This is a genomic window from Kitasatospora sp. NPDC056273, from assembly GCF_042268845.1.
GTDB lineage: Bacteria > Actinomycetota > Actinomycetes > Streptomycetales > Streptomycetaceae > Kitasatospora.
This window is the reverse complement of the sequence record NZ_JBHJSJ010000001.1, coordinates 104,680-126,575: the sequence shown is the minus strand read 5'-3', so window position 1 is coordinate 126,575 and position 21,896 is coordinate 104,680. Positions and strand designations below refer to the sequence as shown.

Here is a 21,896-nt window from a genome sequence, read left to right as displayed (position 1 = left end):
CCCGGTGTGACGCTGGCCGTCACCGGGCCGTGGTGATCGCGGCCGGGAACCGCCGGATAAGGAGAGAGCCATGTCCGCCACTCCCCCGCCCACCGCCGCCGACGTCGCCGCGCTGCGCGCCGTCCCGGAACTCATCATCGCGGCCTGGGCGCGGCACGACGCCGACGGCTTCGCCTCGGTCTTCACCGACGACGCGACGCTGATCCTGCCCGGGGACGTCTACCTGACCGGCCGCGAGCAGATCCGCGCCTTCATGGCGCAGGCGTTCGCCGGCCCGTTCAAGGGCACCCAGGTCACCGGTGAGCCGCAGTCGGTCCGCCCGCTGGCCGACGACGTGGCCGTCCTGGTCACCAAGGGCGGCGTGCTGGCCCCCGGGGACACCGAGGTGACGCCCGAGCGGGCGATCCGGGCGACCTGGGTGCTGGCCAGGCAGGGCGCCGACTGGCGGATCGCCTCGTACCAGAACACCCCCGTCGCCGCCTGAGCCCGGAGCCGGAGCGGCGGGGCCGTCGCCCGCTCTCCCCCCGGAGACCGCGCGGCGGCCCCGGCTCCGCACCGACCGCCGGCCCTCCCCCGGCGGCCCGGCCGATCGACGCTCCGGGGCGCCGCGCGGCCGGTACAGTGCCGTGCGGGACGGTGCCGTACGGCTGCGGCACCCCCGCACGGACCGGCCGGTACGCCGGCCGCCACCCCTCCGGCGCCGGCCCGGGTCGGCGCACGGTCCCGCTGAGAGGACTCGGATGCGTCCCTTCCGTATCGACATCCCGCAAGAAGCCCTCGACGACCTGGACCGCCGGCTCGCGGCCACCCGCTGGCCCGGCGAAGTCCCCGGCGCCGGCTGGCGGCGCGGCGTGCCGCTCGGCTACCTGAAGGAACTGGCCGAGTACTGGCGCACCGGCTTCGACTGGCGCAAGGCCGAGGCGCACCTCAACTCCTTCCCGCAGTTCCTGACCGAAGTCGACGGCGTGGACGTCCACTTCCTGCACGTCCGCTCGCCCGAGCCGGACGCCCTGCCGCTGGTCGTCACCCACGGCTGGCCCGGCTCGGTGGCGGAGTTCCTGGACGTGATCGGCCCGCTGACCGATCCGCGGGCCCACGGCGGCGATCCCGCCGACGCGTTCCACCTGGTCATACCCTCGCTGCCCGGCTACGGCTTCTCCGGCCACCCCCGGGAGGCCGGCTGGGACACCGCCCGGGTCGCCCGGGCCTGGGCCGAGCTGATGCGCCGGCTCGGCTACGACCGGTACCTCGTCCAGGGCGGCGACTGGGGCATGCCGGTCTCGCTGCGGCTGGGCCTGGCCGACCCGGAGCACGTGGCCGGCGTCCACCTCAACATGCTCGCCACCTTCCCGCCGCAGGACCCGGCCGAGTTCGCCCGGCTGGACCCGGCGGACCGGGCCCGGCTGGAGTTCGCCGGGTACTTCGAGCAGGACGGGGCCGGCTGGCGGAAGATCCAGTCCACCCGGCCGCAGACCCTCGCGTACGGTCTGACCGATTCGCCGGTGGGCCAACTCGCCTGGATCGTCGAGAAGTTCATGGAGTGGACGGCGGCCGGGACGGTTCCCGAGGACGTCGTCGACCGGGACCGGCTGCTGACCGACGTGGCGATCTACTGGTTCACCGCCTCCGCCGGCTCCAGCGCCCAGCTCTACTACGAGTCCAACCGGCTGGACGCCGACTTCCTCCGCACCTGGGCCGGCCCCTGGCCGCTGTCCGCACCGGTCGGGGTGGCGGTGTTCCCCGAGGACGCGGTCCGGCCGATCCGGCGCTGGGCCGAACGGATCCTGCCGACCCTCGCCCACTGGTCCGAGTTCGACCGCGGCGGGCACTTCGCCGCCCTGGAGCAGCCCGGGCTGTTCGTCGACGACGTCCGGGAGTTCGCGCGTCGGGTCCGCTGAGCGGACCGTCCACGGAGTCGCCCGGCACCGGGGGTCCGGGGGCGGGGGGGGCCGGGGCGGCGGGCGGGCGGACCGGCGGGGGGGGCCGGTGCGGGCGGGGGGCCGGGGCCATCGGGCGCCCGCGGGGGCGGTGCGGCCGGAGAGCTCCGGAGCGCCCGCGTGGGCGCCGGCCGGGGGCGGGACGGGCCGGCGGGCGGCGCGCAGCACCCGCAGCAGGGTGCGCGGGTGCATCAGCGACTGCGGGGTGGCCACCAGTCCGGCGATCCGCACCAGTGCCTCGGTGATCCGGGGATCGTGGACCGCCGCCCGCTGGGCCAGCGCGGCGTAGCGGTTGACCAGGTGGGTCTGCGGGGTGCGGCGGCCCGCGACGCCCGGGTAGCCCAGGTCGGTCACCGCGGCGAAGGACCAGGGGGCCCGGATCTCCCGCGCGACGTCGCGGAAGTAGGCCCGGGGGTTCGGCAGCCGCCGCCCCGCGGTGTGCCGCCGCAGCACCAGGGCCTGCAGCGCGGCGGAGGTCATGCCCTGGGCGTAGGCCGGGTTGAAGCTGCACACCGCGTCGCCCAGGACGACCAGCCCGGCGGGGAAGCGCTCCAGCCGGTGGTAGTCCCTGCGGACACTGGCCGGGAAGCGGAACCGCAGGGGCTCGTCGAGCGGTTCGGCGTCGCGGATCGCCTCGTGGATCTCGGGGACGGGCAGCGAGCGGACGAAGGCGTGGAACCCCTCGGGGTCGACGGGCGGGTGGTCGCCCACGATCCCGGTCACCGACAGCTCCACCCGGTTGTCCTCGCCGGGCACCCGGTAGAAGAAGGCCCCGCGCGGGTGCGAGGGCGTGGCGGCGGGGATGATGGCGATGTCGCTGCCGAACGGATCCCCCTTGAGGCGGTAGTGGCGGGTGGTGTACGCCAGGTCGATCTCGATCCGCTCCTCGGGGGGCGCCTCGTACCCGAGGTCGGCCAGCCAGCGCGGGGTGCGCGAGCCGCGGCCGGTGGTGTCGACGACCAGGTGCGCGGAGAGCGTGCGCTCCGTACTCCCGGGGGCGCGCCGCTGCACCCGGACCCCGGTGACCCGGCGCCTGGTGGTGTCGGTCACCGGGGCGATGACGTCATGTTCCTCCAGGAACGTCACCTCCGGCAGCGCCCGTACCCGCTCGCGCAGATGGTGTTCGAGCACCGGCCGGGTGGCGGGCACGGACGGCAGGCCGGTGTGCGCCGGCCGCAGCCGCAGCCCGTTGAAGTACCAGCGGATGTCGGCGCTGAAGTCGCCGGGCCGCACCCCGGCGGCGACCAGTTCGTCGGTGAGGCCGGGGAACAGCGACTCCATGATCTGGTGGCCGCGGGCGACCAGCCCGTGGGCGTGGTTGCCGTGCGGGACGCCGCGCCGCGGCCCCCGGACGCCGAGGATCCGGTCGCGTTCGACGACGACGACCCGGGGATAGGACTCGGCGAGCACCCTCGCCGCCAACAGGCCTGCGATGCTTCCGCCGAGAACCACGGCGCATTCGTCGGTACGGGTGCCCATGACGGTCCCTTCTGTCGGGTGTGGGACGGGTGGCGGTCCCCGTGCTGGTGCGCCGCCGCGCTGTCGGCCTTCGCCCGGAGCGCGCGTGCGCGCGGGTCCGCGGCACCCCCGCCCGGTGCCGCGGACCCGGTGGCGCTTGCGGTCGGCGCCCGGTCAGTGCCCGGTCGACCGGAACTGGCCGGGCGTGCGGCCCGGACCGGCCGGGCCGCGGTAGGCCTGGGCGAGGTCGAGCCAGGCCTCGGCGTCCTCGCCACGGGCCGTCAGGGCGAGGTCGTCGCGGTGCCGGCGCCTGGTCACCAGCAGGCAGAAGTCGACGGCGGGTCCGCTGACGCGCTGCTCCGCGTCGGCGGGGCCGAACTCCCACCGGGCGCCCGACGGAGCGGTGATCTCGAAACGGAACGTTGTCTCCGGCGGCGTGAGCCCGCGGGCCTGGTAGCCGAAGTCCCAGGTACGGACGGCGAACTCGAGCAGGTAGCGGATCCGGTCGGTGTGCTCGCGGCGCTCCCCGAGCGCGTCGGCGATGTCCTGGCCGTGGCCGAACAGTTCCATCATGCCGGCGGCGGCGAGCACGGGGGCCGTCAGCGGGCGGACCAGCCACGGCAGCGGCCGGTCCGCCGGAACGGCCGCCAGGGCCTCCTCGGCGGCCCGGCGCTCGGTCTGCCAGCTCTCCAGCAGGAGCTTCGGCGCCTTCGCCAGGTAGGGCTTGAGGGCCTGCTGCACCGCACCGTCCATGTCCTGCCCGATGCCGGCGGCGACCGCCCGGAAGGCCTCGGGGTCGCCCGCCGCGAGTCCGGCCAGCCTGAAGGTGGCAGTGAGGTGGGCGACCTGGTGGGCGACGGTCCAGCCGGGGGCCGGCGTGGGGCGTGCCCAGTCGGCTTCGGGCAGGTTCGCCACCAGCGCGTCGACGGCCTCGCCGTCCAGCACCAGCGCGGAGATCACGTCCTGTCGGTCGACCATGCCTCTTCCTTCCGTCGAGCGGAACCGGCCGGATGCCCGGCGTACTCCCAATCCGCCTCGAACCATGGCGAGTTGGGCGAATCCAGTATCTGCTCCCGGAGATCGGCGGGCTTCTCCGCCCGTGCTCTGCCACCGGCCGCACCCTCGCCCCCGTCACCCGCGCCCCTGTCACCCGCGCCCCGTCACTCGGACGCCGCGCCGAGCGCCGGGGCCGCGAGCCGGCTCCGGCGGCTGATGTACCAGGCGGCCGCGCCGCACAGCAGCGCCAGCACGGAGACCGCCAGCAGGACGTCGGAGGCCGAGGACACCAGGCCCGCCAGCAGCAGCGGCCCGCACAGGCCGCCCAGCCGGTTGAAGAAGGAGACCCAGCCGGTGGTCCGGCCGCGCCGTTCCGGATCGGCCAGGTCGGCCGCGATCGGCAGGAAGATCGCGGCCATCGAGTTCACCGAGAACAGCGCCGCCACCAGCGCGCCCGCGCAGATCCAGCCCACCTGGGCCACCGCGCCGCTGGCGGTGAGCGCCAGCAGCAGCACGGCGGTGACGGTGGCCAGGCCCGCCGCCATGCTGGTCGGGCCGAAGCGGCGGTAGCCCAGCATCAGCAGCAGGGCGCATGGGACCATCACCACCGCCGCCACGGTCAGCATCAGGTTCGCGGTGCGCACCGGCACACCGCCGATCCGGGCCAGGCTCGGCACCCAGGTGGTGAGGCCGAAGGTGAGCAGGCCGATCAGGGTGGCGAACGCCCGCTGGAGGCCGTGGGTGAGGGCCCGCGCGGACCGTGAGTCCCGCCGCGGGACCGCTGCGCTCCGCGCCGCCGGGGCGGAGAGCGCCACGTAGTCGGGAACGAAGGGCGTCAGCACGGCCAGCACGGCGCCGGTGGGGGCGCCGATCAGCCAGAGGATCCGCCAGCCGAACACCGGCTCCAGCCACAGGGCCGAGCCGGCGGCGATCAGGTAGCCGACGGCGGTGGCGACGACGGAGAGCGCCACCACCACCGAGCCGCGGACCCGCCCGCCGACCGCCTCGGTGAGCAGGGTGATCAGCAGCGGGGCGAGGCCGCCGACCGCCAGGCCCATCAGCCCGCACATCAGCAGGTTCCCGCGGAAGGAGGGCATCGAGCCGCACATGCTGGTGGCGGTGAAGCCGAGGGTGGCGATCAGGTAGGAGCTGCGGCGCCCGATCCGGTCGGTGAGCACGCCGAACAGCAGCGCCCCGGCCGCCGTCCCGGTCAGTCCGCAGACCGCCAGCAGGGAGGCCGTCCGGGGGTCGAGGCCGTAGTCGGCCCGCATGCCGGGGATGACGAAGCCCAGCGTGGAGGTCTTGCTGATGTCGACGGTCAGGGCGGCCGTACCGATGACGGCGATCAGCAGCCGGCCGCGCCGGCCACCACGGAGTTCGGTCGGGGCCGAGCGCGGCCGTCCGCGCAGGGCGGCGCCGGCCACCACGAGCAGCAGTCCGGCGAAGGCGGTGAACATCTCCGGCATCTCCGCCAGCGGCATGCCGTCGAGCTTCCGTCCGGCGTCGGCCGGGGCGTGCGCCATCTCCATCGGCATCGGCATCGGCATCGCGGGGTCCATGGCGAAGGCGTGGTGGAAGGCCAGTGCGGAGGAGACCAGCACGATCGCGCTGCCCGCGTACAGGAGCATCGCGGCGCCGAGGGGTCTGGAGAACACGGGGCGGCCTTTCGGTCGGGGGCGGCGGTCGCGCCGGGTGACTGGGAAGCTACGCCGGGCGTCCTGAGGGCCGCTTCTCGCAGTGTGCTGGGATCGGGAGTTGTGGACCCGCGACCGGTTCCGGCACCACGGCGTTTTGGTTGACTGGGGACATGAGTCCGCGTCGCTCGGATCCCCGTGCCCGCCCGGGGCTGGTGACCATCGCCGCCCGGCTGCTGGCGGAGGAGGGGCCGCAGGCACTGTCCACCCGCCGCATCGCGAGCGAGGTCGGCACCTCGACGATGGCCCTGTACACCCACTTCAACGGAATGCGCGGGCTGGCGCGGGCCATCGTCCACGAGGGGTTCGCCCGGCTCCAGCAGCACTTCACCCAGGTGCGGCCCAGTGACGACCCGGTGTGCGACCTCGCGCTGCTGGGCCGCGCGTACCGGTGCAACGCGCTGGCCAACCCCCACCTGTACGCGGTGATGTTCGGCGGTTCCTCGCTGGCCGGGTTCTCGCTCGACGAGGAGGACCGCCAGTACGGCCGCTACACGCTGGCCGGTGTGACCGAGTGCGCGGCCCGGTGCGTCGGGGCGGGCCGGTTCCGCCCGGCGGACCCGGAACTGGTGGCGCACCAGATGTGGTCGGCGGTGCACGGCCTGGTCGTCCTGGAGCTCGGCGGCTACCTGATCGAACCCTGCGACGCCGACCGCCTGCTGGAGGCGCAGCTGGTGGGGCTGATGGTCGGTGTCGGCGACACCCGGGAGGCCGCCGCCGGATCGGTGGCGGCCTCGGCCCGGCGGCTGCGGGAGGAGGTGGTGCCGGTGGTGGACGCGGCGGGGCCGGAATAGTCCGGCGCCGGGCACCCGAACTCTTTCCGGACCGCTTTCTCCCGTCGTGCTCTTGCCGTTCGGAACGTCTTGGTGGAGAAGGGCCGCTGCGCTAGCTTCTCGAACAGGAGGCATTGTCCGCCATCCGCCAGGAGAATTCGGGGAGTGTGGGAGAGCATGCAGCCGAAGACCTACGAGTACGATCCGGCCGTGTTCGACTTCGCCGCGGCGGTGCGGTCGATCTACCGGACCGAGGACCTGAGCGCGTTGCGGCCGGACGCCCCGATGGAGCTGCTCACCTGGCAGACCGACCAGTCCACGGAGTTCCACGCCGCCTTCTACCGGGAGTTCGAGCCCAGGCTCCGGGACCTGTACCGCGGCTTCGTGAAATCCTTCGTGCCGGACGTGCTCGGCACCGACGAGTTCTGCTTCCAGCGCGTTCCCACCTTCCGGATCCATTTCCCGGGAAATGTCGCGGTCGGCGAGTTCCACAAGGACGGCGACTACCACCACGCCGACGGCGAGGTGAACTTCTGGCTGCCGCTGACCCGGGCCTGGGGGACCAACTCCGTGTGGGTCGAGCGGGAGCAGGGGTCGGAGGACTACGCGGCGACCGAACTCGACGTGGGGCAGCTGCTGGTCTTCGACGCGGTCGGCTGGAACCACGGGAACAAGGTCAACGACACCGACTCGACCCGGGTGAGCTTCGACTTCCGCTGCATCCGGCTCGCCGACTACCGCGCCTCGGACCTGCGGACGGTGGACGCCGGCCGGGGGCTGTGGATCGGGGACTACTTCGACGTCTTCTGACCGGTTCCGCTCCGGCGCGGTCATCCCAACTGGCGGCCCAGCGGCGTCAGGTCCAGGTAGTTGTGGACGGCGAGGAGGATGTCCAGCCCGCGCGAGAAGGTCGAGTAGGTGTGGTAGACCTCCTCGCCGTCCCGCAGGAAGACGCTGACCGCGGGGAGTTCGTGGCCCCAGATGTCCCAGGGGCCGACGGCGGCCTCGTGCTCCTCCCTGGTCCGGAAGTTGATCAGGAGCGGGGTCACGGACTCGTCCAGCGTGGCGTGGAAGTCGTAGTTGAAGCGGCTCCCGTACGACGAGTAGTACGGGATGTCCCAGCCCATCCGCTCCTTGTACCGGCGGATCTTCTCCTGCGGCGCGCGGGAGACCAGCACCAGCGTGGTGTCCCGCTCGTGCAGGTGCGGCAGATACCCGATCTCCCGGATCTGGAACCGGCAGCTGGGGCAGCCCTCCTCCCACTCCGGGTCGAACATCACGTGATGGACGATCAGTTGCCGGCGCCCCTCGAAGAGGTCGGCCAGGGACGCCTTGCCGTCGGGGCCCTCGAAGACGTAGTCCTCCTCGACCCGGACCATCGGGAGCCGCCTGCGCTCGGCGCTCAGCGCCTCCCGGGCGTGCGTGAACTCCTTCTCCCTGACCAGGAACTCCCGGCGGGCGGCGAGCCACTCCTCCCGCCCGACGACCCGGGGGAGCTCCGACTGCGGTTCCGTGTCCATGGTGCCGTTCTTCCTCTCGTGCGGTGCGGTGTTCCGTACTGCCGTGTTCCGTACTGCCGTGCTCCGTACTGCCGTGCTCCGTGCCGCGGTGTTCCGGGCCGCGGTGTTCCGCGGCGCTCTGCTGCGGCGGGTCATTCCACGGCCGTGGCGGTCGGTGCGGGCGACTCCTCCGCCGCCGGGGACACCGCCCCGGCCGCGGAGCGCGACCCGAGCGCGCCGAGCGCCAGCACACCGAGGGCGGCGACCAGGACGGCACTGACCACGGCGGCGGCGTTCAGGCCCGAGGTGAACGCGTCGCGCGCGTGCTCGAGCAGGCGCGCGCCCGCGTCCCCGGACAGCCGCCCGGCCTCCTGCGCGGCGGCCTCGACGCTCTGCCGGACGTCGGGGAGCGCGCCGGCCGGGGCCCCGGACGGGCTGAAGCCGTCCATCCGGGCACCGTAGACGGCGGCTCCTATGCTCCCCAGCGCGGCCACCCCCAGCGAGATGCCGAAGTCGCCGCTGGTCTGCGAGAGCGCCGCCGCCGCCCCGGCGTTCGCGGGGGGCACGGAACCCACCACGAGGTCCTGGCCGAGCGCGCCCACGAACCCGATCCCGAGGAAGACCAGGATGATGCCGCCCACCAGCTGGGACAGCCCGTCCGAGGTGTCCAGGACCGCGAGCAGCGCGAAGCCGACCGCGGCGAGGCCCATGCCGGCGGCGATCACCACCCGGGGGGTGAACCGGCGTGCGGCGAGCGGCGCCAGCATGCTCCCGACCACCATCGCCAGCGAGGACGGGACGAGCCACAGGCCCGCGTGCAGCGGGGTGAACCCCTCGACCGACTGCAGGTACCGGCTGATCAGGAACATCACCCCGCCCTGGGTGGCCACCCCGAGCATCAGGATCACCAGCGCCGCGGTGAACGCGAGCCGCTTGAAGAGCCGGACGTCGAGGAGCGGGTCGGCGAGCCGGCGCTGCCGCGCCACGAACACGGCCCCGAAGGCCAGGCCGGCGACGGCCGCGGCCGCGCCCAGCGGCTGGACCCCGTCCCGGGCCATGTCCTTGATGCCGTAGACCAGGGGAAGCATCGCCAGCAGGGACAGGGCGACGCTCAGCGGGTCCGCGCCGCGGACCTGCGGGGAGCGGTACTCGGGCAGGAACACCGGGCCGACGGCCAGCAGCAGCACCATCACCGGGATGGCCAGCAGGAAGACCGAGCCCCACCAGAAGTGGCTGAGCAGCGCGCCGCCGATGACCGGCCCGGCGGCCGCGCCGCCCATGAAGCAGCTCATCCACACCGCGAAGGCCATGCCGCGCTGCCGCGGGTCCTGGAACATGTTGCTGATCAGCGCGAGCGTGGAGGGCATCAGGGTGGCCCCGGCGACGCCCATCGCGGCGCGCGCCGCGATCAGCATGCCCGGGCTGGTCGACCAGGCGGCCACCGCCGAGGCGATCCCGAAGGCCACCGCGCCGTACAGCAGCAGCTTGCGGCGGCCGACGCGGTCACCCAGCGTGCCCATGGTGACCAGGAAGCCGGCCGTCAGGAAGCCGTACACGTCGGTGATCCACAGCTGCTCGGTGGCGCCGGCCCCGAGGTCGTCGGTCAGGCTGGGCAGCGCCAGGTAGGTCACGCTGAGATCCAGCGCGAGCAGGAGTGTGGGCAGGGCGAGAACCGCCAGGCCCGTCCACTCGCGGCGCCCCGCTCGCGGCGGGGAGGCCGCGGTCGTCGGCGAGGTCATGGGTACGTCCTCCAGAGTCGGGTTGTACGGGACGGGACCGCCCCCGGAGGGCGTCCGTCACCCCGGGGTCGGAGCCGCGGCCTGCGATCCGACATCCGCTTCGCTATCGTCGTCCACGAAGTTCCGGAACAGGCCGCGGAGGACGTGCGTGAAGTACATGCTGCTGATCTACAGCGACCCGGTGGTGTGGGAGGCGCTCACGGAGGCGGAGCGGGCCTCGCTCGGCCCCGAGCACGCGGCGCTGATCGGCGAACTGGAGGCGTCCGGGGAGTGGGTCGGCGGCTCGGTGCTGGCTCCCCCGGAGCGGAGCCGGGCGGTGCGGGTCCGCAACGGCGCGGTGCAGGTCGTGGACGGTCCGTTCGCCGAGGTCAAGGAGCACCTGGCGGGCTACGACATCGTCGACTGCGACGGCATGGAGCGGGCGGCGGAGATCGCCGCCCGCATTCCCGACGCCCGGCTGGCCCGGGTGGAGATCAGGCCCATGGTGGGGCCGGAGGCGTGACCGGAGGGGCCCGGCGGCCCTTCCTCAGGCGGACACCGGGAGCCGTCGCCGCGGCTTCCGGTCCAGCCAGAGCTGCACGAGGACGAGGTTGACCATCCAGCCGAGCCAGCGCGCGACCTCGAACAGGTAGTCGAGCGGGACGGGCGCACCCGTGTGGACCATGACGTCGACCATGGCGCGGCCCCACAGCACGCCGGCGGCGAGCGCGAAGCTCCGCAGCATCCACCGGCGGTGCTCGGCCCAGCGGTGCCGGCGGGCCGCCACCGTCCCGGCCACCGTGGTCGCGATCCACAGCAGCGCCTGGAGCGCGATCCCGATGTCACCGCGCCACTCGGGCATCAGCGGCATGATCACCAGTGCGGTGACGGCACAGGGCAGGGCGCCGGCGTACACGTAGAGCCGGCCGCTGAGCCGGTGCACCCGCGGGCGGGTCCGCCTCAGCCCGGGCCACAGCTGGAGCACGACGGTGACCAGCGCGATCGACCCGAAGGCGATGTGCGCCACCAGGACCGCGTAGTGCCACGGGACCTGGGGGTCCAGGTTGATGCGCGCCTTCGCCGGATCGAAGCGCAGGTAGGGCGGGAGCTCGTCGACGAGGAAGAGCCCGACGAGCAGGGCGAGCAGCGCGGCCCACCGGCGGGCGGACGCCCGCCCCGCGCCCCGCCCGCCGTCCGCTCCCCCTCCGCCGGACTCGTCCCGCCCGCCGGAGTCGCGGCGCCGGCCGGACTCGGGGAGCGCGGCGGTGGCGGTGCTGTCGGTCTGCTGAGCCATGGGTGTCCTTCCCCGCCCGGGTGACGAATGGCCGCCAGCTTCACAAACCGAGCGGCCGGACGGCACCTCCCGGCTTGCTGTCCCTCCTGCGCAATCCACGAGAAGACAGGGGCCGCTGCGACGGACGACGATGCGTCTGGAGCCGATCGGGGCGACGGGCGAGGAGGGACGGCTGTGCTGGACGGTGTCGGGGACCGGTCGGGCCCGCAGCGTCCGGGGTCCGGTCGGATCGATCTCATGGTTCGTCAACTCACCTGTACGCTGACGGAGTTCGTCGAACAAACCCCCGGGCCTCGACGTGCCGCCGCGTGGCCGCCCCGGTCACCGCGCCGGTCCGCGCCCACGTGCGGAGGCTTCGCCGAGAGCCGCCGGGGAGACAACTCCGCCCACTGTTTCCGGAGGTAGTACGTGAGTGATGTGACGGATCCCGGAGGTCTCGCCCCGGCCCGGGCCGACGGGACGGTCGTCCGCCCCGAGGACAGCCGGTACAGCAGCCTGACCATCGGCCACAACCAACGGTTCGTCGGCCGCCCCGACTCGGTGCGCGTGGTGCACGGCACCAAGCAGGTCGTCGCCGTCGTCGAGGAGGCGGTGCGGGCCGGGAAGCGGATCGGGGTGCGCAGCGGCGGCCACTGCTTCGAGGGCTTCACCTTCGCTCCGGAGGTCGAGACGCTGATCGACCTGTCGCTGCTGGACGAGGTCCGCCACGACCCGGAGCGCCGGGCCTTCGCGATCGGTCCGGGCGCCACGCTCGGGCACGTCTACCGCACCCTCTTCAAGGAGTGGGGCGTCACCCTGCCGGCCGGGGCCTGTATGGACGTGGCGATCGGCGGGCACCTGACGGGCGGCGGCTACGGCCACCTCTCCCGCCGGGACGGCCTGGTGGCGGACCACCTGTACGCGGTGGAGGTGGTGGTCGTCGACGAGAAGGGCAGGGCCCGCACCGTCGTCGCCACCCGCGAGGAGGGCGACCCGAACCGGGACCTGTGGTGGGCGCACGCCGGCGGCGGGGGCGGCAGCTTCGGCGTCGTCACCCGGTTCTGGCTGCGCAGCCGGGGCGTGCGCTCCGACCGGCCGGCGGACCTGCTGCCGAAGGCCCCCGGCAACGCGCGCCGGCGGACGGTGATGTACTCCTGGGACGGCATGGACGAGGCGTCGTTCGGCACGCTGATCCGCAACTACGGCACCTGGTACGAGCGGAACAGCGAGCCCGGCACGCCGGCCTGCGACATCTGGGGGGTCCTCCAGCTCTTCCACCGCTCGGGGGGCATGCTCGGCCTGATCTCCGTCATCGACGACGCGCTCCCGGGCGCGTCGGAGCGACTGAACACCCATGTCGACTTCCTCACCGCCGGGGTCGGCGCCACGCCCGTGATCGACACCGACCAGGTCATCCCCTGGATGTCCCCGCAGAACTGGCCCTACGAGCCGTCCGGGAACTACAAGCACAAGGCCGGGGACCTCCGCAAGGGGTACACGGACGAGCAGATAGCGGTCATCTGGAGGTACCTGAGCAGCACCGACTACCACAACCCGGCCGCGAACCTCGGCCTCTCCGGGTTCGGCGGCCAGGTCAACGCGCTGCCCGCCGACGCCACCGCCACGGCCCAGCGGGACGCGATCGTGAAGGCCGTCTACTCCACCGGGAACTGGGAGGGGGGCTCGGGCGCCGAGCACCTCGACTGGGTCCGCTCCTTCTACCGCGACGTCTACGCCGCCACCGGCGGCGTCCCGCTCCCGGACGAGCGGAACTCCGGGAGCTACATCAACTACCCCGACGTCGACCTGCTGGACCCGAAGCTGAACGACTCCGGGGTCTCCTGGACGACGCTGTACTACCGGGACAACTACGCCCGGCTGCAGGCGGTCAAGAAGCGGTACGACCCCGGGAACGTCTTCCGCCACGCGATGTCGGTGGAACTCCCGTCCTAGCGCGTTCCGGCCGGGCGGTTCGCGCCGCCCGGCCGGGGCCGGCCCCCCCGGGGTGACCTCCGCGCCGATTCCCGTGACAGCCGATTCCCCTGAAAGGACGTGGAGTTGAGCACCATCGGTACGGTTCGTGGAGGCATCGGAACCCGGCTTCCGGCCCTCACCCGGCGCCCCGCCGCGGCACCGGGCCGGGACGGTCCGGGCGCCTCGGCCGACGAGATAGCGCACTGGCTGTCCGCCCGGGTGCGGGCCGACCGCTTCCGGGTCGAGCGCATCCCGTTCGACCGGCTCCGCGGGTGGTCCTTCGCCCCGGACACCGGCGACCTGGTGCACGACAGCGGGCGCTTCTTCTCGATCCAGGGCGTCGAGGTGGAGACGGCCGACGGCCCGGTGCCGACCTGGCGCCAGCCCATCATCGACCAGCCCGAGGTCGGCATCCTGGGGATCATCGCCAAGGACTTCGGCGGGGTGCGCCACTACCTGATGCAGGCGAAGATGGAGCCGGGCAACCCCACCATCGTCCAGCTCTCCCCCACCGTGCAGGCGACCCACAGCAACTACACCGGCGTGCACAAGGGCGCGCCGGTCGCCTACCTGGAGTACTTCCTCGATCCGTCCCGGGGGCGTCCCGTCGCGGACGTGCTGCAGTCCGAGCACGGCGACTGGTTCAACCGGAAGTTCAACCGGAACACGATCGTGCTGGTCGACGAGGAGGTGCCGGTCGCCGAGAACTTCCGCTGGCTGACCCTCGACCGGATCGCCGCGCTGCTGCACCGCGACAACCTCGTCAACATGGACGCCCGCACGGTGCTCTCCTGCCTCCCCCTCCCCGTCTCGGGAGCGAGCGGGCTGATCTCCGTGGAGCACATCGAGGGCTGGCTGGCCGCGGAGCGGGCCCGGCGCTCGCTGCGGGTGCGGCGCGTCCCGCTGCGCGAAACCGGGGGCTGGGTGCGGACCGCGCACGCGATCCGCCGGGTGCCGGACCGCCACTTCCGCGTGGTCGCGGTGGCCGTCGAGGCGGGCAGCCGCGAGGTGGCCCAGTGGACGCAGCCGCTGGTCGAACCCGTACGGCTGGGGCTGAGCGCCTTCGTGCTGCGGTACTTCTCGGGCGTGCCGCACCTGCTGGCCCGGGCCGGCGTGGAGGTCGGCTTCCAGGAGATCGCGGAACTCGCGCCGACGGTGCAGTGCACCCCGGAGCACCACCGCGGCCGCCCCCGCGGGCCCCGCCACCACTTCCTGGACGTCGTCGAGACCGCCGCGCCCTCCCGCGTCCGCTACTCGGCCCTCCACTCCGAGGAGGGCGGCCGCTTCCTGAACGCGGTGAGCCGCTACGCCATCGTGGAGGCGGACGGAGCGCAGGCGCCGTCCCAACCACCGCCCGGGTACTGCTGGGTGACGCCTGGTCAGCTCTCCGCGCTGGTGACCCGCGGCGGGCGGGTGAACGTCCAGGCCCGCACCCTGCTCTCGGCGCTGACCACGCGCGCCGTCCGGCTCTGATCCCACCGGCTCCGATCCCCCCGCGACGCCGTCCACGGGGTGCGGGACCGCCACCGCGCGACCGGTGGACCCGCCCCCGCCATGCCCCGAATTCCGCTGCCCCGTCCTTCACCAGGGAGAGCACGTCATGACGGACACCACCGCAACGACCGCCGTCCCCGACCGCGCCGAGATCCTCCGCCGGGCGCGCGAGGTGGCGCCGGTCCTGAGGAACAACGCGCCCTGGGGCGACGAGAACCGGCGCCTGTCGAAGGAGACCGTCTCGGTCCTGGCGGACGCCGGCCTGCTCCGCACCCGGATCCCCAGGCGCCTCGGCGGTTTCGAGGTCGACATGCGCACCCAGGCCGAGCTCCTGGTGGAGCTGGCCCGCGCCGACGGCGCGGCGTCCTGGACGGCCGGCGTCTGGTCGATCAGCGCCTGGGTCGCCGCACTGTTCCCGGACGAGGTGCAGGACCGGGTCCTCGCCTCCCCGGACGCCCTGGTCAGCGGCATCATCAGCCCGACGGCCACCGCCGTCCCGGTCGACGGCGGCATCCTCGTCAACGGCTCCTGGAAGTTCAACAGCGGCGTCCAGCACAGCACCTGGGACACCAACGCGGCGGTCCTGCTCACCCCCGACGCGGCCCCCCGGCCCATCATGACGCTGATCCCGGTCTCCGACCTGGAGGTGGTCGACGACTGGCACACCGTGGGGCTGCGCGGGTCCGGCAGCGTCACCACGGTCGCGCGGGACGTCTTCGTCCCCGCGGAGCGCTACATCCCGATGGAGCCGGTCATGATCGGCGGCGGCGGGGCGGGCAGCAACGCCGGCTCGGAGATCTACCGGGCCCCGATCATGCCGACGGCCTGCGCGACGGTGAGCGCGACCGCCCTCGGCCTCGCGATCGCCGCGAAGGACGCCTTCTTCGAGCGCCTCCCCGACCGGCGGATCACCTACACCGACTACACCGACCAGCGCGAGGCGCCGCTGACCCACCTCCAGGTCGCGGAGGCCGCGGTGAAGATCGACGAGGCGGAGTTCCACTGCTACCGCCTCGCGGACCTCGTCGACGCGAAGAACGCCGCCGCCGAGCCCTGGACGCTGGAGGAGCGCGCCCTGGCCCGCCTGGAGACCGGCGCGGTCTGCGCGCGCGTCAAGGAGGCGGTGGACATCCTGGCCACCGCGAGCGGGGCGTCCTCGGTCTACCTGGACGTGCCGATCCAGCGGATCGAGCGGGACGTCCGGACCCTCCACCTGCACGCCGTCATGCACCCGAACACCAACCTCGAACTCTACGGCCGGCTGCTGTGCGGCCAGGCACCGAACACCCAGTACCTCTGAACCGCCGGTGCGAGCGCGATGCCCGGCCGGAACGAAACGGGAGGCGAACTGTGCTGACGGAGGCCGCGAACGAGGCCGCGCGCCCGGACCTGTCCGCGCCGGTCAGCGAGGCGGGCCGCAGGCTGCTCGGCCTCGTCTCCGAGCAGGTGCCGGCGATCCGCGCCGACGCCGACGCACGGGACCGGACCGGCACCTTCCCGGTCGAGGTCTTCGAACGCTTCGCACGCGCCGGCGTGCTCGGCGGCACCGTCCCGGCGGAGCTCGGCGGGCTCGGCGTGGACCGCCTCCACGACGTCGCCCTGGCGCTCCAGGAGGTGGCCCGGGCCGACGCCTCGACGGCGCTCGCCCTGCACGTCCAGTTCAGCCGGGGCCTGACGCTGGCGTACGAGTGGCGCAACGGCAAGCCGGAGGCCGCGGCGCTCGCCGAGCGGGTGCTGCGCGCCATGGCGACCGGCGAGGCGCGGGTGTGCGGCGCCGTCAAGGACCCCCCGGGCACCGTAACGCGGCTGGAGCCGGACGGCTCCGGCGGCTGGCTGCTCTCCGGCCGCAAGACGCTGGTGAGCATGGCCCCGGTGGCCACCCACTTCTTCGCCTACGCCCTGGTCGAGGCGGACGGCCGCACCTGCCTCGCGGCGCCCCTCGTCGCCCTCGGCACCCCCGGCCTGACCGTCCTGGACACCTGGGACGGCCTCGGGATGCGCGCCTCCGGCACCTGGGACATCGCCTTCGACCGGTGCCCCGTACCGGACGCCGACGTGCTGGTGCGGGGCCCGGTCGGGGAACGCGGCGACGCCGCGCTGGCCGGGCAGACCGTCAGCTCGATCACCATGCTCGGCATCTACCTGGGCGTCGCCCGGGCCGCGCGCGACGCCGCCGTGGAGTGGCAGCGGGAGCGCCCCGGCGCGCCCGCCGCCGTCCGCACGCTCGTCGCCGAGGTCGAGGCCCGCCTGTACGCGGCGCGCGCCACCACCGCCGCGGCCCTGGCCGAGGCCGACGCGCTGACCGCCGGCGTGCCCGATCCGGCCGTACGCGGCCCCCGGATGATGACGGCGTTCCAGTGCGCGAAGCTGACGCTCAACCGGCTCGCGCCCGACATCGTCAACGACTGCCTCACCATCGTCGGCGGCGCCTCGTACGCCGGGAGTTCGAGCCTGGCCCGGCTCTACCGGGACGTCCGGGCCGGGTGGTTCATGCAGCCCTACACCTACCCCGACGCCGTCGACCACCTCAGTGCGCGGGCGCTGCGCATCGACCGGGACGACGACTACATGAGCACCCGCGCCGCCCGCCCCGCCGGGCGGCGCTGACCCACCGAGGAGGGCGCAGATGACAACGCGGGTATGGGACTACCTTCCGGAGTACCGGAACGAACGCGAGGACCTGCTCGACGCCGTCGAGACGGTGTTCGGCTCCGGGCAGCTGGTGCTCGGCGCGAGCGTGCGCGGCTTCGAGGCGGAGTTCGCCGCCTGGCACGGGCTGGACCACTGCGTCGGGGTCGACAACGGCACCAACGCCATCGTCCTCGGGCTGGAGGCGCTCGGCGTCGGGCCGGGCGACGAGGTCGTCACGGTGTCCAACACGGCCGCCCCGACCGTGGTCGCGATCGACGCCGTGGGGGCGGTGCCCGTCTTCGTCGACGTGCGCGAGGACGACTACCTGATGGACACCGACCTGCTCGAGGCGGCCGTCACCGACCGCACCAGGGCGATCGTCCCCGTCCACCTCTACGGCCAGTGCGTCGACATGGACGCGGTGCTCCGGGTGGCGCGCGACCACGGCCTGGCGGTCCTGGAGGACTGCGCCCAGGCGCACGGGGCACGCCACCGCGGCCGGACGGCCGGCACCATGGGCGACGCCGGCGCCTTCTCGTTCTACCCGACCAAGGTGCTGGGCGCGTACGGCGACGGCGGGGCCGTGGTCACCCGCGACCCGGACACCGACCGCGCGCTGCGGCGGCTGCGCTACTACGGGATGGAGGAGACCTACTACGTCGTCGACACCCCCGGCCACAACAGCCGGCTGGACGAGGTGCAGGCCGAGATCCTCCGGCGCAAACTGACCCGCCTGGACACGTACATCGAGGGCCGCCGGAGCGTGGCGCGCCGCTACCAGGAGGCGCTCTCCGACCTCGCCGCCCCCGACGGCCTGGTGCTGCCCCGGACCACGCCCGGCAACGAGCACGTCCACTACCTCTACGTGGTGCGCCACCCGCGGCGCGACCTCGTCCTGAAGGAACTGCTCCGGCACGACATCGCCCTGAACATCAGCTACCCGTGGCCCGTCCACACCATGAAGGGGTTCCGCCACCTCGGCGTGGGCGAGGGCGCGCTGCCCGTGACCGAGCGGCTCGCCGGCGAGATCTTCTCGCTGCCGATGTACCCCTCGCTGCCCCCGGACCTCCAGGACCGGGTGATCGAGGCCCTGCGCGAGGTCCTGGCCGGGCTCTGACCTCCCGCTCCCCCGCGCCCGCGCCCGCAGCCGCAGCCGTGCCGACGACGATGACGATGGAGGCCCGACGATGACCGACCGGATCGACACCGCGCCGCCCGCCCCGCCCGCCCCACCGCACCCGTGCCGGATCTGCGGCGCGGCGACCGAGGAGTTCCTCGACCTCGGCCGCCAACCGCTCTCCGACGCCTTCCCGGCGCGGACGCCCGTCGCCGACGAGTTCTTCTACCGGCTCCGGGTCGCCCGCTGCACCGCCTGCACCATGGTGCAGCTGGTCGACGAGGTGCCCAGGGAGCGGATGTTCCACGAGGACTACCCGTACTACTCGTCCGGGTCGGCCGTGATGCGCGAGCACTTCGCCCGCACCGCCGGCGAGTTCCTGGCCTCGGAACTGGCCCGCGACGGCGCCTTCGCCGTCGAGATCGGCTGCAACGACGGGGTGATGCTCCGGACCGTCGGCGAGGCCGGCGTCCACCACCTCGGCTTCGAACCCTCCCGCAAGGTCGCCGAGGTCGCGCGCGCGGCCGGCGTGCGGGTGCGCGGCGACTTCTTCGAGGAGGCGACCGCGGCCGACGTCCGGCGCGCGGAGGGGCCCGCCGACGTGATCTACGCGGCCAACACCATCTGTCACATCCCCTACCTGGAGTCCGTCTTCCGCGGCGTCGACGCACTGCTCGCCCCCGACGGCGTGTTCGTCTTCGAGGACCCGTACTTCGGCGACGTCGTCGAGAAGACCTCCTTCGACCAGATCTACGACGAGCACTTCTACCTCTTCACCGCGCGCTCCGTCCACGCGATGGCCGAACGCTTCGGCTTCGAGCTCGTCGACGTCCGCCGACTGCCGGTGCACGGCGGGGAGATCAGGTACACCCTCGCCCGGCCCGGCACCCGGCGCCCCTCGCCGGCCGTGGGCGAGCTGCTCGCCCACGAGGAGGAGCGGCGGCTCGCGGCCCCGGACACCCTGCGCGGCTTCGCCGACGCCGTGTCGGCGGTCCGGGACGACCTGCTCGCGCTGCTCACCCGGCTCCGCGACGAGGGCCGCACCGTGGTGGCCTACGGCGCGACCGCCAAGAGCGCGACGGTCGCCAACTACTGCGGCATCGGCCCCGACCTGGTCTCCTTCGTCTGCGACACCACCCCGGCCAAGCAGGGCCGCCTGACCCCCGGAACGCACATCCCGGTGCGCCCCGCCGAGGCGTTCGCCGACCCGTACCCGGACTGTGCGCTGCTCTTCGCCTGGAACCACGCGGACGAGATCATGGCCAAGGAGACCGCATTCCGCGAGGCCGGCGGCCGGTGGATCCGCTACGTCCCCGAGGTACGCGTCGACTGACCGCGGCCCACCCGGCCGGGGAACGGCCTTCCCCGGCCGGCCCGCGAGGAGAGGAGTGCCATGGACGTACGGGAGTTGGCGGTCGAGGGCGCGCTGGAGTTCACCCCGCGCGTCTTCCCCGACGACCGGGGGGAGTTCCTGTCCGGCTACCAGGAGGCGGACTTCCGCGCGGCCACCGGGAGAACGCTGTTCGCCGTCCGACAGGCCAGCCACAGCCGGTCGCGGAGCGGGGTGCTCCGCGGGGTGCACTACACGGCCACCCCGCCCGGCTGCGAGAAGTACGTGACGTGCCCGCGCGGGCGGGCCCTGGACGTCGTCGTCGACCTGCGGGTCGGGTCCCCGACCTTCGGGCGGTGGGACTCCGTCGAGCTCGGCCCGGACCGGTACCGCGCCGTGTACCTGCCCGTGGGCGTGGGGCACCTGTTCCTCGCGCTGGAGGACGACACCGTCGTGTCCTACCTGCTGTCACAGGAGTACGTCCCACGCAACGAGCTGGCGCTGTCGCCGTTCGACCCCGCGCTGGCCCTGCCCGTCCCCGAGGCGTCCCGGACGCTCCTCTCGGCGCGCGACCGGGACGCGCCGTCGCTCGCCGAGGCCCGCTCCGCCGGGCTGCTGCCCGACTACCGGGAGTGCCGGCGGGCCGGGTCCGGAGGGCGGTGATCGGCTAGCCTGGACCGCAACGCTGGGGAGGTCCGGGTGGCGGTCGTCGTCGAGGAACTGCTGCGCCGGTCGGCGCCGCGCGCGCTCGGCCTGCTCACCCGCCGCCACCCCACGCAGTTCGACCACTGCGAGGACGCCATGCAGGAGGCGCAGCTCGCCGCGGTCGTGCAGTGGCCGCGGGACGGGGTGCCGGACGACCCGGTCGCCTGGCTCCTCACCGTCGCCACCCGCCGCCTCCAGGACGTGATCCGCAGCGAGAGCGCCCGGCACCGGCGCGAGGCCGTGGTGGTGGCCCGGTCGGCCGCCGGCGAGCCGGCCGTCCCCCCGGCCGACGAGGCCGGCCCGGGCGACACCGACGACACCCTGCGCCTGCTGTTCCTCTGCTGCCACCCCGAGCTCTCGCCGCAGGCCCAGGCCGCGCTGACGCTCCGTGCGGTCGGCGGGCTGACCACCGCGGAGATCGCCCGTGCCTTCCTGGTGCCGGAGGCCACCATGAGCCAGCGGATCCGGCGGGCGAAGCAGCGGGTGAAGGAGGTCGGGGGCGGGTTCCGGATGCCCGTCGGCGAGGAGAGCGCCGCGCGGGTGCAGGTGGTCCTCCAGGTGCTGTACCTGATCTTCAACGAGGGGCACACCGCGTCCAGCGGGTCGACCGTGGTGCGCCCGGACCTGACGGCGTGGGCGCTGCGCCTGGTCCGCGACCTGCACCGCGCCCTGCCGCAGGAGGGCGAGGTGGCGGGGCTGCTCGCGCTGATGCTGCTGACCGAGGCCCGGCGGGACGCCCGCTCCGCACCGGACGGCGCGCTCGTCCCACTCGCCGACCAGGACCGCACCCGGTGGGACCGGGACGCGATCGCGGAGGGGGTCGCCCTGGTGGCCCGGACCCTCGAACGCTTCGGGCCCGGCCCGTACCGCTTGCAGGCCGCGATCGCCGCCCTGCACGCGGAGGCGCCCGGCGTCGCGGAGACGGACTGGCCGCAGATCCTGATGCTGTACCGCATCCTGGAGCGCATCGCGCCGAGCCCGGTGGTCACGCTCAGCCGTTCGGTGGCGACGGCCATGGTCCACGGCCCGCTCGCCGGGCTGGAGGTGCTCGCCGAGGTCGCGGACGACCCCGCGCTGGCGCAGAACCACCGGGTCGACACCGTCCGGGCCCATCTGCTGGAACTCGCGGACCGCCCCGCCGAGGCCGGGGCCGCCTACGAGGCCGCGGCGCGGCGCACCGAGAGCGACCCCGAGCGGCGCTACCTGCTGGCGCAGGCGGAGCGGGTCCGTCAGCCGGGCGGGTCCCGGGGCGGCCCGGCCCGGCGGTGAGCCGGCGGTCCCGGGGCGGGGCGGGCGG

General features: G+C 74.0%; 18 protein-coding genes and 1 pseudogene. 13 read left to right on the top strand and 6 right to left on the bottom strand.

The genetic code is table 11. The features are described from left to right. Nucleotides 1-70: 70 nt before the first annotated feature. Nucleotides 71-484, top strand: coding sequence for an SgcJ/EcaC family oxidoreductase (locus ACFCY1_RS00555; RefSeq protein ID WP_049650275.1), 414 nt, complete (start codon nucleotides 71-73; stop codon nucleotides 482-484). A 256-nt stretch (nucleotides 485-740) separates the two neighbouring features. Next, entirely contained in the window at nucleotides 741-1,898 is a 1,158-nt protein-coding gene (locus tag ACFCY1_RS00550) for an epoxide hydrolase family protein (RefSeq protein ID WP_375872992.1), read from the top strand. A gap of 1,026 nt (nucleotides 1,899-2,924) precedes the next feature. Here the strand turns inward: ACFCY1_RS00550 and ACFCY1_RS00545 are convergent. From ACFCY1_RS00545 to ACFCY1_RS00535, 3 genes and pseudogenes are all read right to left on the bottom strand, one after another. Then, a pseudogene (locus tag ACFCY1_RS00545) lies at nucleotides 2,925-3,416 on the bottom strand (FAD-dependent oxidoreductase); the annotation flags it as partial. 153 nt (nucleotides 3,417-3,569) lie between these two features. Beyond that, nucleotides 3,570-4,373: a TIGR03084 family metal-binding protein gene (locus tag ACFCY1_RS00540; protein WP_375872991.1), complete on the bottom strand. Its 804-nt coding sequence runs from the start codon at nucleotides 4,371-4,373 to the stop codon at nucleotides 3,570-3,572. Nucleotides 4,374-4,555: 182 nt separating this feature from the next. Continuing rightward, nucleotides 4,556-6,046 carry an MFS transporter gene (locus tag ACFCY1_RS00535; RefSeq protein ID WP_375872990.1) on the bottom strand — a complete coding sequence of 497 codons (1,491 nt, stop codon included), beginning with the start codon at nucleotides 6,044-6,046 and terminating at the stop codon, nucleotides 4,556-4,558. A gap of 152 nt (nucleotides 6,047-6,198) precedes the next feature. On the opposite strand from ACFCY1_RS00535, the gene ACFCY1_RS00530 reads away from it, so the two are divergent. Next, nucleotides 6,199-6,879: a TetR/AcrR family transcriptional regulator gene (locus ACFCY1_RS00530; protein ID WP_049650271.1), complete on the top strand. Its 681-nt coding sequence runs from the start codon at nucleotides 6,199-6,201 to the stop codon at nucleotides 6,877-6,879. 156 nt (nucleotides 6,880-7,035) lie between these two features. Beyond that, nucleotides 7,036-7,668: a streptomycin biosynthesis protein StrG gene (locus ACFCY1_RS00525; protein ID WP_375872989.1), complete on the top strand. Its 633-nt coding sequence runs from the start codon at nucleotides 7,036-7,038 to the stop codon at nucleotides 7,666-7,668. A gap of 20 nt (nucleotides 7,669-7,688) precedes the next feature. Here ACFCY1_RS00525 and ACFCY1_RS00520 read toward each other — a convergent pair whose 3' ends face one another. Next, nucleotides 7,689-8,378, bottom strand: coding sequence for a DUF899 domain-containing protein (locus ACFCY1_RS00520; protein WP_049650269.1), 690 nt, complete (start codon nucleotides 8,376-8,378; stop codon nucleotides 7,689-7,691). Between the two features lie 131 nt (nucleotides 8,379-8,509). Then, complete coding sequence (locus ACFCY1_RS00515) at nucleotides 8,510-10,096, bottom strand: MFS transporter (RefSeq protein ID WP_074002839.1); 1,587 nt, start codon at nucleotides 10,094-10,096, stop codon at nucleotides 8,510-8,512. A 157-nt stretch (nucleotides 10,097-10,253) separates the two neighbouring features. Between ACFCY1_RS00515 and ACFCY1_RS00510 the strand changes: the two genes are divergently transcribed. Then, the gene (locus tag ACFCY1_RS00510; protein ID WP_234348258.1) at nucleotides 10,254-10,598 is read left to right on the top strand and encodes a YciI family protein; all 345 of its coding nucleotides are present in this window, start codon (nucleotides 10,254-10,256) and stop codon (nucleotides 10,596-10,598) included. A 24-nt stretch (nucleotides 10,599-10,622) separates the two neighbouring features. Here the strand turns inward: ACFCY1_RS00510 and ACFCY1_RS00505 are convergent, their stop codons facing one another. Then, nucleotides 10,623-11,369: a DUF2306 domain-containing protein gene (locus tag ACFCY1_RS00505; protein ID WP_074002840.1), complete on the bottom strand. Its 747-nt coding sequence runs from the start codon at nucleotides 11,367-11,369 to the stop codon at nucleotides 10,623-10,625. Between the two features lie 408 nt (nucleotides 11,370-11,777). Between ACFCY1_RS00505 and ACFCY1_RS00500 the strand changes: the two genes are divergently transcribed. The 8 genes from ACFCY1_RS00500 to ACFCY1_RS00465 all read left to right on the top strand — a co-directional run bounded on the left by ACFCY1_RS00500 (nucleotide 11,778) and on the right by ACFCY1_RS00465 (nucleotide 21,868). Next, entirely contained in the window at nucleotides 11,778-13,301 is a 1,524-nt protein-coding gene (locus tag ACFCY1_RS00500; protein WP_375872988.1) for an FAD-binding protein, read from the top strand. 135 nt (nucleotides 13,302-13,436) lie between these two features. Further along, complete coding sequence (locus ACFCY1_RS00495; RefSeq protein ID WP_375873140.1) at nucleotides 13,437-14,795, top strand: NDP-hexose 2,3-dehydratase family protein; 1,359 nt, start codon at nucleotides 13,437-13,439, stop codon at nucleotides 14,793-14,795. A gap of 127 nt (nucleotides 14,796-14,922) precedes the next feature. After that, nucleotides 14,923-16,116 (top strand): acyl-CoA dehydrogenase family protein, encoded by a 1,194-nt coding sequence (locus ACFCY1_RS00490; RefSeq protein ID WP_049650264.1) that lies wholly within the window; start codon nucleotides 14,923-14,925, stop codon nucleotides 16,114-16,116. A gap of 50 nt (nucleotides 16,117-16,166) precedes the next feature. Further along, nucleotides 16,167-17,423, top strand: a complete 1,257-nt coding sequence (locus ACFCY1_RS00485; RefSeq protein ID WP_375872987.1) for an acyl-CoA dehydrogenase family protein — start codon at nucleotides 16,167-16,169, stop codon at nucleotides 17,421-17,423. 19 nt (nucleotides 17,424-17,442) lie between these two features. Beyond that, entirely contained in the window at nucleotides 17,443-18,564 is a 1,122-nt protein-coding gene (locus ACFCY1_RS00480) for a DegT/DnrJ/EryC1/StrS family aminotransferase (protein ID WP_375872986.1), read from the top strand. A gap of 70 nt (nucleotides 18,565-18,634) precedes the next feature. Continuing rightward, entirely contained in the window at nucleotides 18,635-19,897 is a 1,263-nt protein-coding gene (locus ACFCY1_RS00475; protein ID WP_375872985.1) for a methyltransferase domain-containing protein, read from the top strand. Nucleotides 19,898-19,957: 60 nt separating this feature from the next. Continuing rightward, entirely contained in the window at nucleotides 19,958-20,557 is a 600-nt protein-coding gene (locus ACFCY1_RS00470) for a dTDP-4-dehydrorhamnose 3,5-epimerase family protein (RefSeq protein ID WP_074002845.1), read from the top strand. Nucleotides 20,558-20,593: 36 nt separating this feature from the next. Further along, nucleotides 20,594-21,868, top strand: a complete 1,275-nt coding sequence (locus tag ACFCY1_RS00465; protein WP_375872984.1) for an RNA polymerase sigma factor — start codon at nucleotides 20,594-20,596, stop codon at nucleotides 21,866-21,868. Nucleotides 21,869-21,896 lie beyond the last annotated feature (28 nt).